The organism is Streptomyces sp. NPDC058295, assembly GCF_042880655.1.
GTDB lineage: Bacteria > Actinomycetota > Actinomycetes > Streptomycetales > Streptomycetaceae > Streptomyces > Streptomyces coriariae.
In genome coordinates this window covers 59,726-75,234 of sequence record NZ_JBHVYO010000019.1, presented here as the reverse complement: position 1 = coordinate 75,234, position 15,509 = coordinate 59,726, and the positions used below count along the sequence as shown (strand labels likewise).

14 protein-coding genes are annotated in these 15,509 nt (G+C 72.5%); 9 read left to right on the top strand and 5 right to left on the bottom strand.

Features of this window, described 5'->3' with window-relative positions; translation table 11 throughout:
• Positions 1 to 162: 162 nt before the first annotated feature.
• From ACFVYS_RS21510 to ACFVYS_RS21495, 4 genes are read left to right on the top strand one after another with little or no spacing between them, the layout of a single operon-like run.
• Entirely contained in the window at positions 163 to 918 is a 756-nt protein-coding gene (locus ACFVYS_RS21510) for an SDR family NAD(P)-dependent oxidoreductase (RefSeq protein ID WP_389504220.1), read from the top strand.
• The gene (locus ACFVYS_RS21505; RefSeq protein WP_389504218.1) at positions 915 to 1,883 is read left to right on the top strand and encodes an aldo/keto reductase; all 969 of its coding nucleotides are present in this window, start codon (positions 915 to 917) and stop codon (positions 1,881 to 1,883) included. The genes ACFVYS_RS21510 and ACFVYS_RS21505 overlap by 4 nt, the downstream gene beginning before the upstream one ends.
• A complete protein-coding gene (locus tag ACFVYS_RS21500) occupies positions 1,880 to 2,194 on the top strand; it encodes an L-rhamnose mutarotase (protein ID WP_389504216.1) in 315 nt (104 codons plus the stop codon). Before ACFVYS_RS21505 ends, ACFVYS_RS21500 begins: the two co-directional genes overlap by 4 nt.
• Entirely contained in the window at positions 2,191 to 3,015 is an 825-nt protein-coding gene (locus ACFVYS_RS21495) for an amidohydrolase family protein (RefSeq protein ID WP_389504214.1), read from the top strand. The genes ACFVYS_RS21500 and ACFVYS_RS21495 overlap by 4 nt, the downstream gene beginning before the upstream one ends.
• On the opposite strand, the gene ACFVYS_RS21490 is transcribed toward ACFVYS_RS21495, so the two are convergent.
• Positions 3,003 to 4,424 (bottom strand): lipase maturation factor family protein, encoded by a 1,422-nt coding sequence (locus ACFVYS_RS21490; RefSeq protein WP_389504212.1) that lies wholly within the window; start codon positions 4,422 to 4,424, stop codon positions 3,003 to 3,005. The two genes, ACFVYS_RS21495 and ACFVYS_RS21490, sit on opposite strands and share 13 nt — an antisense overlap.
• Positions 4,425 to 4,606: 182 nt before the next feature.
• On the opposite strand from ACFVYS_RS21490, the gene ACFVYS_RS21485 reads away from it, so the two are divergent.
• The 3 genes from ACFVYS_RS21485 (at position 4,607) to ACFVYS_RS21475 (ending at position 8,122) form a co-directional block, all read left to right on the top strand.
• Positions 4,607 to 5,077, top strand: a complete 471-nt coding sequence (locus ACFVYS_RS21485; protein WP_389504210.1) for a hypothetical protein — start codon at positions 4,607 to 4,609, stop codon at positions 5,075 to 5,077.
• Positions 5,078 to 5,139: 62 nt separating this feature from the next.
• The gene (locus ACFVYS_RS21480; RefSeq protein WP_389504208.1) at positions 5,140 to 7,227 is read left to right on the top strand and encodes a SpoIIE family protein phosphatase; all 2,088 of its coding nucleotides are present in this window, start codon (positions 5,140 to 5,142) and stop codon (positions 7,225 to 7,227) included.
• Positions 7,228 to 7,258: 31 nt separating this feature from the next.
• Positions 7,259 to 8,122: an Fpg/Nei family DNA glycosylase gene (locus tag ACFVYS_RS21475; protein WP_389504206.1), complete on the top strand. Its 864-nt coding sequence runs from the start codon at positions 7,259 to 7,261 to the stop codon at positions 8,120 to 8,122.
• Positions 8,123 to 8,241: 119 nt separating this feature from the next.
• Here the strand turns inward: ACFVYS_RS21475 and ACFVYS_RS21470 are convergent, their stop codons facing one another.
• From ACFVYS_RS21470 to ACFVYS_RS21460, 3 genes are all read right to left on the bottom strand, one after another.
• Positions 8,242 to 8,904: a zf-HC2 domain-containing protein gene (locus ACFVYS_RS21470; RefSeq protein ID WP_389504204.1), complete on the bottom strand. Its 663-nt coding sequence runs from the start codon at positions 8,902 to 8,904 to the stop codon at positions 8,242 to 8,244.
• A 141-nt stretch (positions 8,905 to 9,045) separates the two neighbouring features.
• Complete coding sequence (locus ACFVYS_RS21465) at positions 9,046 to 9,561, bottom strand: hypothetical protein (protein WP_389504202.1); 516 nt, start codon at positions 9,559 to 9,561, stop codon at positions 9,046 to 9,048.
• 156 nt (positions 9,562 to 9,717) lie between these two features.
• Positions 9,718 to 10,269 (bottom strand): sigma-70 family RNA polymerase sigma factor, encoded by a 552-nt coding sequence (locus ACFVYS_RS21460; protein ID WP_054241199.1) that lies wholly within the window; start codon positions 10,267 to 10,269, stop codon positions 9,718 to 9,720.
• Between the two features lie 222 nt (positions 10,270 to 10,491).
• On the opposite strand from ACFVYS_RS21460, the gene ACFVYS_RS21455 reads away from it, so the two are divergent.
• Positions 10,492 to 11,643, top strand: a complete 1,152-nt coding sequence (locus ACFVYS_RS21455; RefSeq protein ID WP_389504200.1) for a CapA family protein — start codon at positions 10,492 to 10,494, stop codon at positions 11,641 to 11,643.
• 33 nt (positions 11,644 to 11,676) lie between these two features.
• Here ACFVYS_RS21455 and ACFVYS_RS21450 read toward each other — a convergent pair whose 3' ends face one another.
• The gene (locus ACFVYS_RS21450; protein WP_389504198.1) at positions 11,677 to 12,150 is read right to left on the bottom strand and encodes a universal stress protein; all 474 of its coding nucleotides are present in this window, start codon (positions 12,148 to 12,150) and stop codon (positions 11,677 to 11,679) included.
• Between the two features lie 88 nt (positions 12,151 to 12,238).
• Here ACFVYS_RS21450 and lysX point away from each other — a divergent pair, with 88 nt between their 5' ends.
• On the top strand, positions 12,239 to 15,505 hold the full coding sequence (gene lysX / locus ACFVYS_RS21445) for a bifunctional lysylphosphatidylglycerol synthetase/lysine--tRNA ligase LysX (RefSeq protein ID WP_389504196.1): 3,267 nt from the start codon (positions 12,239 to 12,241) through the stop codon (positions 15,503 to 15,505).
• The last annotated feature ends 4 nt before the right edge of the window (positions 15,506 to 15,509 follow it).

Here is a 15,509-nt window from a genome sequence, read left to right as displayed (position 1 = left end):
GCCGCGATCCCCAGCGAGGTGGTCGGACCACTTGGGCATGCAACTCGCCAAAAAGCTACCCGGGGGGTGTCGTGGAGCGGAAGTGGTCTGATAAATATGCGGCACGTAACCCGCCGGCGACTTCCGGGCCGCCGACCTCGTGATCCGGAAGGAGAAGGCGGCGTGAGCGACTTCGAAGGGCTGACGGCCCTGGTGACGGGGGGCGGCTCCGGCATCGGCCGGGCGACCGCGCAGCTCCTGGCCGAGCGTGGCGCCCGGGTCGCCGTCCTCGACCTGGACCCGTCGGGAGTGCGGAAGCCCCTGCTCGGATATCTCGCCGACGTCACCGACGACGCCACCGTGCGGGCGGCGGTCGCGGCCGCCGTCACCGACCTCGGGGGGCTGGACATCCTGGTCAACAACGCGGGGGTCGGCGCCCAGGGCACCGTCGAGGACAACGACGACGCCGAATGGCACCGGGTCCTCGACGTCAACGTCCTCGGCATGGTCCGCGCGGCCCGCGCCGTCCTGCCCCACCTGCGGCGCTCCTCGCACGCGGCGATCGTCAACACCTGCTCCATCGCCGCCACCGCCGGTCTGCCGCAGCGCGCCCTCTACAGCGCGACCAAGGGCGCGGTGTACTCGCTGACCCTCGCCATGGCCGCCGACCACGTACGCGAGGGCATCCGCGTCAACTGCGTCAACCCCGGCACCGCGGACACCCCGTGGGTCGGCCGGCTGCTCGACGCGGCCGACGACCCGGCCGCCGAGCGCGCCGCCCTGGAGGCCCGCCAGCCCAGCGGCCGGCTGGTCACCGCCGACGAGGTCGCGGGCGCCATCGCTTATCTGGCGAGCCCGTTGTCCGGCGCCACCACCGGCACCTCCCTCGCCGTCGACGGCGGGATGCAGGGCCTGCGGCTGCGACCGGTGGGCCGGTGAACACGCTCGGGCGCAGCGGCGTCCCGGTCAGTCCGCTCGCCTTCGGCGCCGCCGTCATCGGCAACCTCTTCACCGAGGTCGGCGAGGAGCGGGCGTACGAGGCGGTGGCCGCCGCCTGGCAGCAGGGCATCCGCTACTTCGACACGGCGCCGCACTACGGTCTCGGCCTGTCCGAACGCCGCCTCGGCGCGGCCCTGCGCGAGCACCCGCGCTCGCGGTACACGGTCTCGACCAAGGTGGGACGCCGTCTGGAGGCCACGGACCGGGGCGGCGACGACCTGGCCGACGGCTTCGCCGTCCCCGCCACGCACCGCCGCGTATGGGACTTCAGCGCCGACGGCGTACGACGCACCCTGGAGGCCAGCCTGGAACGACTCGGCCTCGACCGCGTGGACGTCGTCTACCTGCACGACCCCGACGACCACGCCGAACAGGCCTTCCGGGAGGGCTACCCGGCGCTGGAGAAGCTGCGCTCGGAGGGCGTCGTCGGGGCGATCGGCGCCGGCATGAACCAGGCGGAGATGCTCACCCGCTTCGTCCGGGACACGGACGTCGACGTGGTGCTGTGCGCGGGCCGGTACACCCTGCTCGACCAGCGGGCCCGGGCCGAGCTGCTGCCCGCCGCCGTCGAGCGTGGCGTGTCGGTGGTCGTCGGGGGCGCCTTCAACTCCGGTCTGCTGGCCGACCCCCGGCCCGGCGCCACCTTCGACTACGCGCGGGCGCCGGCCGGGCTGCTGGACCGGGCCCTGCGGATGAAGGAGACCGCCGACCGGCACGGCATCACCCTGCGGGCCGCCGCCCTGGCGTTCTGCGCCGCCCACCCGGCCGTGGCGAGCGTCCTGGTGGGCGCCCGCTCGGCCGCCGAAGTGCGGGACTGCGCCGAACAGTTCACGACCCGGGTCCCCGCCGCCTTCTGGCAGGAGCTGCGGGACACGGGTCTGCTTCCCCCCGAGGAGCCGTCATGAGGGTCGCCCTGCACACCAGGGTCCGTGCGGACCGCGTCGCCGCGTACGAGGCCGCGCACCGGGAGGTGCCGAAGGAGCTGACGGACGCCATCCGCGCCGCCGGCGCCACCTCCTGGACGATCTGGCGCAGCCGCACCGATCTGTTCCATGTCCTGGAGTGCGAGGACTACCCGCGCCTCCTCGCCGAGCTGGAGAAGCTTCCGGTCAACGTGGTGTGGCAGGCGCGGATGGCCGAGCTGCTCGACGTGGTGCACGACTACTCCGACGAGGGCGCGGGCGCCGGCCTGCCCGTCGTCTGGGAGCTGCCGTGACCGTCGACGCGCACCACCACGTCTGGGACCTGTCGGTACGGGACCAGGACTGGATCGCCGAAGGCAGCCCGCTGCGGCGGGACTTCACCGTCGCCGATCTGGCGCCGCAGGCCCGGGCGGCCGGAGTCGACCGCACCGTCCTCGTCCAGACGGTCACCGTGGCCGAGGAGACCCCCGAGTTCCTCGCCCTCGCGGCCGCGAACGACCTGATCGCGGGGGTCGTCGGCTGGACCGACCTCACCCGCGCGGACGTCGCCGACGAACTGGCCCGGCTGCGGGAACTCCCCGGCGGCCGGTACCTCAAGGGCATCCGTCACCAGGTCCAGGGCGAGCCGGACCCGCGGTGGCTGCTGCGGGCGGACGTACAGCGCGGGCTCACCGCCCTAGCCGCCGCCGGCCTCGTCCACGACCTGGTGGTGCTGCCCCACCAGCTCCCGGCCTGTGTCGAGGCGGCCGCCGCCCTGCCCGGACTCACCTTCGTCCTCGACCACCTGGGCAAGCCGCCGATCGCCTCCGGCGCGCTGGAGCCCTGGGCGTCCGACGTCCGGGCCCTCGCGGCGCTGCCCAACACGGTCTGCAAGCTCTCCGGCATGGTCACCGAGGCCGACCCCGCGGCCTGGACCACCGAGGACCTGCGCCCGTACGCGGACACCGTGCTCGAGGCCTTCGGGCCGGCCCGGCTGATGTACGGCTCGGACTGGCCGGTGTGCACGCCCACCGCTTCCTACGGTGAAGTCCTGGACCACGCACGGCGGTTGACCGACCCGGACGCGCACACCGAGATCTTCGAGACCACCGCCGTCCGGGTCTACGGCCTCTGAGCCGACCCCGCCAGCCGCGTCGGCGGCAGATACTCCCGCACGTAGGTCCGATGCCAGTACGCGCCTGTCTCCCGCAGCTCGCGCCAGGTGGTGCAGCGGTAGCGGAAGAGGCGGGCGCGGATGTGGCGCGGGGGCTCGTCGGGCGGGAACGGGGAGCGGCGCAGCAGCCTCAGCGTGTCGCGGTCGTTCTCCAGCAGCCGTTCCACGAAGGCGGCGAACCACGCCCCGGCATACGCGGGGGAGAGCGCCGCGAACCACATCATCCAGTCCAGCCGCAGATGGTACGGCGCGAACTGGCGCGGCCAGTGCCGGGGATCGCCCGGCTTGCCCTTGAACTCGTACTCCCGCCAGTCGGAGTCCTCGCGCGGCACCTCGTCGAGCGTGCCCTCGATCACGACCTCGTAGCGGATCCGGCTCACGCTGCCGAACGCGCCGTAGGTGTTGACCAGATGCAGCGGATCGAAGGAGCGGTTCATCACCTGGCGGCGGGAGAGCATGTTGACCACCGGGCGGTAGCCGAGGAACAGCAGCAGCGCGGCCACGGCGAGGACCACGATCTCGTACCAGAGCGGGGTGGCGGGCGCCGACCGCCGGCCGGCGGGCAGTTCGAGCGCGGACACGGCCAGCACGACGGTGATCCAGTTCAGCCAGGCGAAGTTACCCGACAGCACCAGCCACAGCTGGGTGAGGATCATCAGGCACCCGGCCGCCGTCGCGATCGGCTGCGGGGCGAACAGCAGGAACGGCACGACGAGTTGGGTGAAGTGGTTGGCCGCCGCCTCCACGCGGTGCAGCGGTTTCGGCAGACGGTGGAAGAACCAGCTCAGCGGGCCGGGCATCGGCTGGGTCTCGTGGTGATGGTAGAGACACGTCAGCTTCCGCCAGCAGGCGTCGCCCCGCATCTTGATCAGGCCCGCGCCGAACTCGACCCGGAACAGGATCCAGCGCATCAGGAAGAGCACGAGGACCGGTGGGGCCACCTCGTCGTTGCCGAGGAACACGGCGAGGAAGCCCGTCTCCAGCAGCAGGGACTCCCAGCCGAACCCGTACCAGGTCTGGCCCACGTTGACGATCGACAGATACAGCGCCCACGGCACCAGCCACAGCGCCATCGCCGCCCAGAGGGGCAGCAGACCGTCCAGACCGGCGAGCAGGGCCGCCGACACCGCGCAGCCCGTCCAGGCGCAGCCCGCGAACAGGCGGTCGGAGTAGCGCCAGTGGAACAGGCTCGGGGCCCGCCGGAAGGGCACCCGCTCGACGAAGCGCGGCACCGGCAGCATCCCCCGTTCGCCGAGCAGCGCCCGGAACTGGAGGGCGGCCGTCAGGAACGCGACCAGGTAGACACCGGCCAGGGCCCGCTGGAAGACCAGGCGGCTCAGCCAGTACTCGGGTGCGGTGAACCAGTCCACTGTGTGCGCACCTTCTTTCAGGTTCTCTCAGGTTCTCTCCGCTTGTCCCCGGTCGGATCGTGTCACTGTGTGTGCTCGCGTCCTCCGGTTGCGTGACCCTGGTGGGTGAAGCAGACAATAGTGGTCGAATCACCTCCGGGTGAGAGACCGAGACGATGCACGAGACGATGCGGGAGAACGTGGTGCGACTACCCACTGCCACTCTGCTCACCGCCTGCGCGCTCTCGGCGGCGCTCCTTGTCGCCGGACGCGGTGGTGCGCAGGAGAAGATCACGATGCCGGGCGCGGACGGCGTCGTCCCGGCGGCCGAGGGACGCGTCGTCTCCGGCGACCCCTTCGCCGACCCCTCGGCGGCCGACCAGGACTCCGGCCCGTCGGTCACCGACGCGGGCGCCGACGCAGATCCCGGCGCGGCACCCGGCTCCGGTCCCGACGAAGACCTCGGCTCCGATGAAGGCCTCGGCTTCGACGAGGGCGTCGGCTCCGACCTCGACCGCGGTGTCGACCCCGGTGAGATCGGCCCCGAGACCGTCCCGGAAGTCCCCGACCTGCCCGACGGCGGCGGGCTGATCCCCGACGGGCCCGACGAGTCCGGGGCGCAGGACCAGTCCGGCAGCATCTTCGGCAGCCCCCTCGCCGTCGTCATGGGCTGACCGTGGTCCCGGGCCCCGGTTCCCCGGTCGAAGAATCGGGCAAACCCTGGCAAGGTGGCTCCATGGTTGATCGGGGCGCGAGCGCCCTGTCCCTCCCGGACGACTGGCCCGCCCACCCGGATCCGATCCTGGCGCTCAACCGCATGGGCAGTTTCGACTGGGACCTGGACTCGGGGCAGTTCCACATGGACGCCCGGGCCCACGAGATCTTCGACCTGCGGCCCGACGAGTACGACGGCAACCCCGTGACCCTCGCCGTCCGGGTCCCGCCGGCCGAGGGCATCCGTCTGGACGAGCTGGTCGCGCAGGCCATCAAGGACGGCAGCGAGAACTACGGCGCCTACTTCCGGACGCGGTTGCGCGACGGCACCCTGCGCTGGACCCACACCCAGGGCTACATCCGTCGCGACGGGACCGGCCGGCCGCGTCGCATCGTCGGCATCGTGCGGGACGCGACCGACGAGCTCAGCGATCTCGCCGCCCGCCGCGACGAGGCCGCCCTCGACGACGCCCGCCGCGAGCAGACCAACGTCGTCCAGCTCACCACGGCGGCCCTGGCGCACGCCCGCACCGTGCGCGACGTGATCGACGTCCTCAAGGACACCCACGGCCTCACCCATCTCGGCGCGACCAGCCTCGTCATGGGGCTGGTCGAGGCCGGCCGGATCCGGCTGATCGCCGAGGGGCCCGAGGGCAGCTTCGTGCCCGGCACGCTGGTCACCCGCCTCGACGAGCCCTATCCGATGAGCGAGGTGGTGCGCACCCTCACCCCGCGCTTCATCGAGTCGCCGGAGGAGTTCGCGGGCGGCTACCCCGTGCTGTGGCCGCACCTCACCGACCTGAAGATCACCTCGGCGGCCTATCTGCCGCTCATCGTGCAGGCCCGCCCGATCGGCGCGATGGGCCTGCTCTACAGCGACCGCCGGGGCTTCTCGCAGGAGGACCGCAACATACTCGTCGCCCTCGGCAGCAGCATCGCGCAGAGCCTCCAGCGCGCGATGTTCTACGAACAGGAGAAGGACATCGCGCAGGGCCTCCAGCAGGCCATGCTGCCGCGCACCATCCCCAGCGTGCCGGGCGCCGACGTCGCCGTCCGCTACCGCGCGGCCACCATCGGCGGCTCCCTGGGCCGGGACATCGGCGGCGACTGGTACGACCTGATCCCGTTGCCCGGCGGCCGGGTCGGCGCCGTCATCGGCGACGTCCAGGGCCACGACACGCACGCCGCCGCCGTCATGGGCCAGCTGCGCATCGTTCTGAGGGCCTACGCGGCCGAGGGCCACACCCCGGCCACCGTGATGGCCCGGGCCTCGGTCTTCCTGCACGAGCTCGACACCGACCGCTTCGCCACCTGTCTGTACGCGGAGGCCGACCTCTCCACCGGGGTCGTCCAGGTGGTCCGCGCCGGGCACATCGACCCCCTGCTGCGCGGTCTCGACGGGACCTGCCGGCGCGTCCCGGTGCCCGGCGGGCTGCCGCTCGGTCTGTCCGCCGAGTTCGGCAGCCTCGAGTACCCGGTCGGCACCGTGGAGCTCGACCCCGGCCACACCCTGCTGCTGTGCACCGACGGGTTGGTCGAGCAGCCCGGCACGGATCTCGACGACGGCATGCGGGCCCTCGCCGCACTGATCGCCGCGGGCCCCGCGGACGTCCGGAAACTGGCCGACCAGCTCATCGAGGTCGCCGAGGAACGCGGCGGGGACGACGACGTGGCCCTGCTCCTGCTGCGCCGGCGCGGCCCCGACGGTCACCAGGCCGGCAGCCGGCTCCAGCAGCATGTGGCCCCCGGTGACCCGGAGGCCCTCAGTGAGGCCCGGCACATGATCCGCGCGGCCGTCCGCACCTGGGGCGCCCGGGACCGCTCCGACGAGATCGAACTGGTCGCCGACGAACTGATCACCAACGCGCTCATGCACACCGAGGGCGCCGCGATCGTCACCCTGCGGGTGCTCACCGGCACCGAACACCGGCTGCGTGTCGAGGTGGAGGACTCCTCCAGCGCCCTCCCGCGCCGCCGTGAGGCGGGCGATTCGGGGGTCTCCGGGCGGGGCCTGCTGCTGGTGGAGCTGCTCACCGACGCCTGGGGCGTGGAGGCGCGGGGCGGCGGCAAGTGCGTGTGGTGCGAGTTCGTGGTGACGGAGCGGACCTGAGCACTCCGGTTCTGGATGGCACTCTGGACGTATGCCGGAACTCCCCGAGGTCGAAGCGCTCAAGGACTTCCTGGCCGAGCATCTCGTCGGCCACGAGATCGTCCGCGTGCTCCCCGTCGCGATCAGCGTGCTGAAGACGTACGACCCGCCCGTCACCGCCCTCGAGGGCCGCGAGGTCACCGCCGTGCACCGGCACGGCAAGTTCCTCGACCTGGCCACCGGCGACGGCCCGCACCTCGTCACGCACCTCGCCCGTGCGGGCTGGCTGCACTGGAAGGACAAGCTCCCGGACGGTCCGCCCCGCCCCGGCAAGGGGCCCCTGGCCCTGCGGGTCGCCCTGGAGACGGGGGCGGGCTTCGACCTGACGGAGGCCGGCACCCAGAAGCGGCTGGCGGTGTACGTCGTTCCTGATCCGCAGCAGGTCCCCGGCGTCGCCCGGCTGGGCCCCGACCCGCTCGCCGCCGACTTCGACGAGGCCCGCCTCGCCGCGCTGCTCGCGGGTGAACGGCGCCGGCTGAAGGGCGCTCTGCGCGACCAGGGCCTGATCGCCGGTGTCGGCAACGCCTACAGCGACGAGATCCTGCACGTGGCGAGGATGTCCCCGTTCAAGCTGGCGGCCACCCTGACGCCGGAGGAGACCCACACCCTCTACGAGGCCCTGCGCGGCACGCTCACGGAGGCGGTCGAGCGCTCACGTGGCCTGGCGGCGGGACGCCTGAAGGCCGAGAAGAAGAGCGGTCTGCGCGTCCACGGCCGCACCGGCGAACCCTGCCCGGTCTGCGGCGACACCATCCGAGAGGTGTCCTTCAGCGATTCCTCGCTCCAGTACTGCGCCACCTGCCAGACGGGCGGCAGACCGCTGGCGGACCGGAGGATGTCCCGGCTGCTGAAGTAGCCCCGGCCCGTCGGCCGGACGGTACCGGCCGAACCGTCCCGTCCCGTCCCCTTCCGAACCGTCCTGCCCCCGAGACCCGCGTCGACAGCGAAGTGACCTGAACTCACTTCGTGCCGGCGTCAGTGGGCCTCGAGCGTCACCAGGTGCTCCCCGCCCGACGTGCGCAGCTCGTAGCGGGCGATCTCGTCGGGGTGCCAGGCCGCGGCGCCCTGCATGGTGTTGGGGCGGGCGTCGTGCTTGGGGACGTTCCAGCTGGTGACCGTCTGCTCGGAGCCGTCGAGGCCGACGGCGATCAGCCGGCAGGAGCGGGGGCCCGCCCCGTCCTTGACCTCGAGCTCCACATGGCTGCCCCACGCCTCGTTCTCGGTGGTGACCTGCGCCCACACCCCGGACTTCTCGTCCGTCGCGGTGACCCGTACGGCGCTCGCGTCCTCGCCGCTCGCGCTGCCGGCCATCATCGCGATCACGGGGCCGGCCAGGGCGACCACCACCGAGGCGGCCACGGCGTACAGCACCCGCCGGCGCACGGCCCGGTGGCGGGTCGCCACCTCGGCGAGCAGCCGGTCCAGCAGTTGCGGGCCGGGTCCGGCGAAGGGGTGCACGGCGCGCGGGGTGGCGCGCCGGTAGAGCATCATCTGCCGTGCGGTGGGGCCGAACTCGGTGACCTGCGCCGCACACTGAGGACACTCCATGAGGTGGTCCTCGAAGCGGAAGGCTTCCGCTTCGTCCAGCACGCCGAGCGCGTACGCGCCGACGTCGCGATGCCTTTCCAGGGACCTCATGCCGAAACCTCGTGCCTTTGAGTGCCAGTGGGGTTACTCCTTGCTCCCACCGGTACGCACCCGGCCGTCGAATCACTCAAGCCACGTACCGAATCGTGACCCAGATGTTCGGAGCGGACCGGTCCCCGGATTGGTGCGAATCTAAAAAAGATGAATCGCCAGGTGGCCGAGGGGCAGTCCGAGCTGCCAGGCGGGTGTCCAGACCTTGGGTCCCTCGTCCTCGCCGACCACCGGCGCACCGCCGGGAACCGCGTTGAGATCGGGAGCGAGCAGCTCCGTCTCCTCCAGCCAGCGCCAGGCGGCGGCGGCCAGGTCGAGATCGGGAGCCGGTCCGTCCGACTTGGCTGCCTCGGCCCTCAGTTGAGACATACGTTCCTCGACCCAGTCCTGCCACGGCTGGTCGTACGCCGTGAGCGAAAGCCACGTCTCCAGCTGAGTCACGACCCGGATGCCGGGCAGTTCGCCGTCGGTGTCGGACAGGAAGATGGTGAGCGCCAGGGCGTCGCGCCCGGCGCGGAACTCGAAGGACGTCGGCGGCATGAGATCGCCGGTCCGCAGCAGTTCGTCGGCGATGTACTCGGCATACAACCAGGCCATGGGGACGGTGAGTTCACCGCCACCGGTGCCGTCCGTGCTCTGGTGACCTCTGTGCAGCATCCCTTCCTGCCTTCCTCCGGTGCTTGCGCTCGCCCGTTGCCGGGACGCTGGGGACCCGGTCACCGGGCTCCATCCGGAACACGGATAAGGACACCCGATTACTCAAAGGGGGTCCTCGGCAAGGCGCTTTACGGAGGCTTGACCCAGTCCTGGGTTTCAGCGCAGGTCGGCCGCGTATCCCGGAAGCACCCGGCGCAGGGCGCGCAGCGCGTAGTACGCGCGGGACTTCACGGTACCGGGCGGAATTCCGAGGGCTTCGGCGGCCTCCGCCACACTGGCCCCCTGGAAATACACCAGCACCAGGACTTCACGGTGCTCCGGAGTGAGTGTCTTCACAGCCTCGCGCACGTCGAGGGTGGCGGCCGCCCGCTCGGCGTGGTCGGCGCAGACGGGTGACGCGTTCTCCAGCACCGCGTCGCCCACCTCCGCGGGTCGCGCCTGCCGGGCCCGCCGCGCGTCGATCGCGAGCCGCCGGCCGACGGTGAGCAGCCAGGGCCGTACGGAGTCGAAGGCGTCGGCGCGCAGGGCCTCGGGATGCTGCCAGGCGCGTACCAGGGTCTCCTGGACGAGGTCCTCGGCGCGCTGGCGGTCGCCGTCGCACAGCCTCAGCAGCAGCGCGAAGAGCGGCCGGCCGTGCTCGCGCTGGAGTGCGGCGAGCTCGTGCTCGGCGGTCGTCGTCCGGGCGGTGAGGGTGGTTCCGGCGGTCATGGGCGTATGGCACCGCAGTGCGCCGGTTCGGGACAGGGCACGCACACGGATCTGCGGCGGACGGTCGATCGCGTCGACGAACGGTTCGACGAACGGTCCGGGCTACGCCGATCGCGGGCATCGGCCCTGGACGAAGGGAGTGCCGGGGCGGACCACGGGCCCTCATGGATTAGTACTGACACATGGGTAAATATGACAATTCATGGGAAGTGGGGTGAACCGGTGATCGCCCGCAGACACCAGGTGGCCCTGGCCCTGACGGCCGTCCTCGCCTCGGCCGCCGCCTGCCAGGCCCGGGACCACGGGCCGGCCGAGCGGCCCGGCCGCCCGGCGCCGGCCGCCGCCCGCGGCTTCACGCTCGTCGCCTCCGGCGACATCCTCCCGCACACCACCGTCATCGACCGCGCCCGCTTCGACGCCGGCGGCACCGGCTACGACTTCCGCCCGATGCTCGCGGGCATCAAACCCGTCGTCTCCGGCGCCGATCTGGCGCTGTGTCACATGGAGACCGTGTACGGCGCGAACGGCGTCTACACCGGCTACCCGGACTTCAAGTCCCCGCCGGAGATCGCCGCGGCCCTGGCCGCCACCGGCTACGACGGCTGCTCCACCGCCTCCAACCACAGCCTCGACGACGGTGCCGCCGGAGTACAGCGCACCCTCGACGCGCTCGACGCCGCCGGCGTACGGCACGCGGGCACCGCCCGCACCGAGGCCGAGGGCAACTCGGTCACACTGCTGCGCGCGGGCCCGGCGAAGGTCGCCCACCTCGCCTACACCTACGACACCAACGGTCACCCCGCCCCGCAGGGACAGCCCTGGACCGTCAACCTCCTCGACGAGAACCGGATCCTCGCCGACGCCAAGGCCGCCCGGAAGGCGGGCGCCGACGTGGTCGTCGTCTCCGTGCACTGGGGCACCGAATGGCAGGACGCACCGGACGACCGCCAGCTCACGCTCGCCCGCACCCTCACCGCCTCCCGCACGGGAGGCCGCCCCGACATCGACCTGATCCTCGGGACGCACGCCCATGTCCCGCAGGCCTACGAGAAGGTCAACGGCACCTGGGTCGTCTACGGCATGGGCGACCAGATCGCCGGCGAGATGTTCAACCACCAGGGCGTCCAGGACGCGCGCGGCAACCAGTCCACCGTCGCCCGCTTCACCTTCGCCCCGCCCGCCAGGACCGGCGGCCGCTGGGAGGTGCGCAAGGCCGAGTTCGTGCCGCAGCTGTTCGACATCGACGCCGGCCGGGTGGTCGACCTCGACAAGGCCCTCGCCCAGGGCGCGGGCGTCCAAGGGGTGCGCGACCGGATCGCAGCGGTCGTCCTCGGCCGGGGCGCGGCCAAGGACGGGCTGGTGATGGGGAAGTGAGCCGGCCTTAGGCGCTCACCGGGTGGCCGGCGGCTACGGCACCACCGTCACCGGCCACCGCCCCGCCTTCACCAGCCGCACCGCGACGGACCCCACGATCCGGTGACCGGCCTGTTCGGAGGCGCCCACCACCACCGCGTCCGCCTTGAGCCGGTCCGCCGCCTTCACCAGGCCGCCGTAGGGGTCGCCGCGGAAGGTGTGGAACTCCCAGCGCACGTCGAATATCCCCCGGGTGCGCTCGGTGGCCTCCCGGATCTGCGCGACCAGGCCCTCGGCGATCTCGTCGGTCGTCTCCGCGACCGGCACCCCGAGCGCCGCGCCCGCCACCAGCACCGGCTGCACGTACACCACGGCGAGCAGCGCTTGCTGGCGACGGGCCAGCCCGCCGGCGTAGGCCGCGGCCCGTAGGGAGGAGTCGGAGCCGTCCACCCCGACGAGGATGACCTTGGGTCCGTCCGTGCCCCGCTCGAACTGGTGCGCGGGCTGCTGCGAGTGCTGTTCCGTCACGGCCCAGAGGCTATCGGAAGCCGCAGGTCCGGCCGGTGCGCGGGCCGCTCGACGGGCGGTCCGGTCCGGGTGTTCCTAGAGTCGGAACATGAGTGCCACCGAGCGGACCGCCCCGGCCGTGGACCCCCCGGGCCCGGCACGGCGGCCCGCCGGTCGCGTCCTCGGCCGGGTGCCCGAAGGCTTCGCGACCTTCTTCGGCGCCCTCGGACTGCTCTGCGTCCTGCTGGCCCTGATCCCGCCGCTGCGCCGCCTGCTGCGTCCGGTCGTCCGCTTCCTGGACCTGCTGATCGTCCCGGTCAGCGCCAACCTCGCCTACGCCGTCTTCCTGTTCCTGCTGGCGGCCGCCACCGCCGCCCGCAAGAAGGTCGCCTGGTGGCTGGTCGTCGTCTACCTCGGCCTGCTCGTCCTCACCGACATCCTCGGCGTGGCCGTCGGCCTGTACAGGCAGTCCGTCCCCTCCCTGGTCGTCTGCGCGCTCGCGCTGGTCCTCCTCGTCGTCGCCCGCGGCGAGTTCTACGCCGCCTCCCGCCGCGCGGCGGTCCGACGGGCGCTCGCCGTGCTGCTCGTCGGGCTGGTCCTGGCGATCCTCGCGGGCTGGGGCCTGGTGGAACTCTTCCCCGGCACCCTGCCGGTGAGCCAGCGCTTCGGATGGGCCGCCAACCGGGTCCTGGGCGGCCTGGTCTCCACCCGCTCCTTCGACGGCCGCCCGCCGCGCCCCCTCTTCTTCCTCCTCGGCCTCTTCGGTGCCATCGCCCTCCTGAACGCCGCCGCCACCCTCTTCCGCTCCCAGCGGATGGAAGCGGCCCTGCACGGCGACGAGGAATCCCGCATCCGGGCCCTGCTCAAGGCCTACGGCGACCAGGACTCCCTGGGCTACTTCGCCACCCGGCGCGACAAGGCCGTCGTCTTCTCGCCCAGCGGCAAGGCCGCCGTCACCTACCGCGTCGAGGCCGGAGTCTGCCTCGCCAGCGGCGACCCCGTCGGCGACCGCGAGGCCTGGCCGCACGCCATCGCCGCCTGGCTGGACGCCGCCCGCCTGCACGCCTGGGCGCCCGCGGTCATGGGCGCCTCCGAGGACGGCGCGAAGGCCTTCGCCCGTGCCGGACTCGGCGCCCTCCAGCTCGGCGACGAGGCGATCCTGCCGGTCGCCTCCTTCGACCTCGGCGGCCGCGAGATGCGGGTCACCCGGCAGGCCGTGAACCGGGTGCGCCGCACCGGCGCCTCCTGCCGGGTCCGCCGCCACTCCACCCTCACCGACCAGGAGATGGAGGAGGTCGTCGGCCGCGCCGACACCTGGCGCGACACCGAGACCGAACGCGGCTTCTCGATGGCCCTGGACCGCCTCGGCGACCCCGCCGACGGCGACTGCCTCCTCGTGGAGGCCATGGACGGCGACGGCCACCTCCTCGCCCTGCTCTCCTTCGTCCCCTGGGGCCGCGACGGGATCTCCCTGGATCTCATGCGCCGCGACCGCTCCGCCCCCAACGGCGTCATGGAGTTCATGGTCGCCGACCTGTGCGCCGCCGCCCCGAAGCTCGGCGTGCGCCGGATCTCCCTCAACTTCGCCGTCTTCCGCTCGGCCTTCGAGGAGGGCGCCCGCATCGGCGCCGGACCGGTGCTGCGGCTGTGGCGCCGGCTGCTGCTGTTCTTCTCCAAGTGGTGGCAACTGGAGGCCCTCTACCGCTCCAACGCCAAGTACCACCCCGAGTGGTACCCCCGCTTCCTCTGCTACGCCGACGCCGGCTCCCTGGCCCGGGTGGGGCTCGCCTCCGGTATCGCCGAGGGCTTCGTCTCCGTGCCCTCGCTGCGCAAGCTCTGGGGCAACCGCCACGCGAAGGGCGGGCCGCGCCCCGCCACCACCGAGGGCCTGCCGCCCCTGGCGGCGCTCGGCCTCGACGGAGGGGACGAGGCCGGGGACACCGGTCCGGACGCGGGCCTGCCCGAGCAGGTCCGCGTCCGGCACCGCAAGCTCGACCGGCTGCGCGCCGAGGGCGTCGACCCCTACCCGGTCGGCGTCCCGCTCCGCACCCACACCCTCGCCCGGATCCGTACGGGGGAGACGGTCACCGTGGCCGGCCGGATCATGCGGGTGCGCGACTTCGGCGGCATCGTCTTCGTGACGCTGCGCGACTGGTCGGGCGACCACCAGCTCGCGCTCACCCGCGGGGCACTCGGTTCCTTCAGGTCCGACACCGACCTCGGCGACCACCTCGTCGTCACGGGCGCGGCCGGGACCAGCGACCAGGGCGAACCCACCGTCTTCGTCACCTCCTGGCAGCTCACCGCCAAGTGTCTGCGGCCCCTGCCCGACAAGCGCCGCGGCCTCACCGACCCCGAGGCCAAGGTCCGCATGCGCTACCTCGACCTGGTCGCGAGCCCGGCCGCCCGCGATGTCGTCCGCGCCCGCTCGCACGCCGTACAGGCGCTGCGCCAGGGCCTGTTGGAGCGCGGCTACCTCGAGGTCGAGACCCCGATGCTCCAGCAGATCCACGGCGGCGCCAACGCCCGCCCCTTCACCACCCACATCAACGCCTACGACCTCGACCTCTATCTGCGCATCGCCCCCGAGCTGTACCTCAAGCGGCTGTGCGTCGGCGGCCTGGAGAAGGTCTTCGAGATGGGCCGCACCTTCCGCAACGAGGGCGTCTCCTACAAGCACAACCCCGAGTTCACGATGCTGGAGGCCTACCAGGCGTACGCCGACTACGACGTGATGCTCGACCTGGTCCGCGAGCTGATCCAGGGCGCGGCCACGGCCGCCTTCGGCACGCAGGTCGCCCGCAAGGACGGACGGGAGTACGACATCTCGGGGGAGTGGCCGGTCCGGACGGTCCACGGCGCGATCTCCGAGGCGCTCGGCGAGCGGATCGACGCCGACACCCCTCTGACCGTCCTGAAGCGGCACTGCGACCGCGCCAAGGTCCCGTACACACCCGACGACGGCCGCGGCGACGTCGTGCTGGAGATGTACGAACGGCTGGTCGAGGAGAGGACCCAACTCCCGACCTTCTACAAGGACTTCCCCACCGACGTCTCCCCGCTCACCCGGCAGCACCGCACCGACCCGCGGCTCGCCGAGCGCTGGGACCTCGTCGCCTTCGGTACGGAACTCGGCACCGCCTACTCCGAGTTGACCGACCCGGTCGAACAACGCCGCCGCCTCACCGAGCAGTCCCTGCTCGCCGTCGGCGGTGACCCCGAGGCGATGGAACTCGACGAGGACTTCCTCGACGCCCTCGAGTACGCGATGCCGCCGACCGGCGGCCTCGGCATCGGCGTCGACCGCCTGGTCATGTTCCTCACCGGCCTCACGATCCGCGAGACCCTGCCGTTCCCGCTGGTACGACACCGCTGACCCG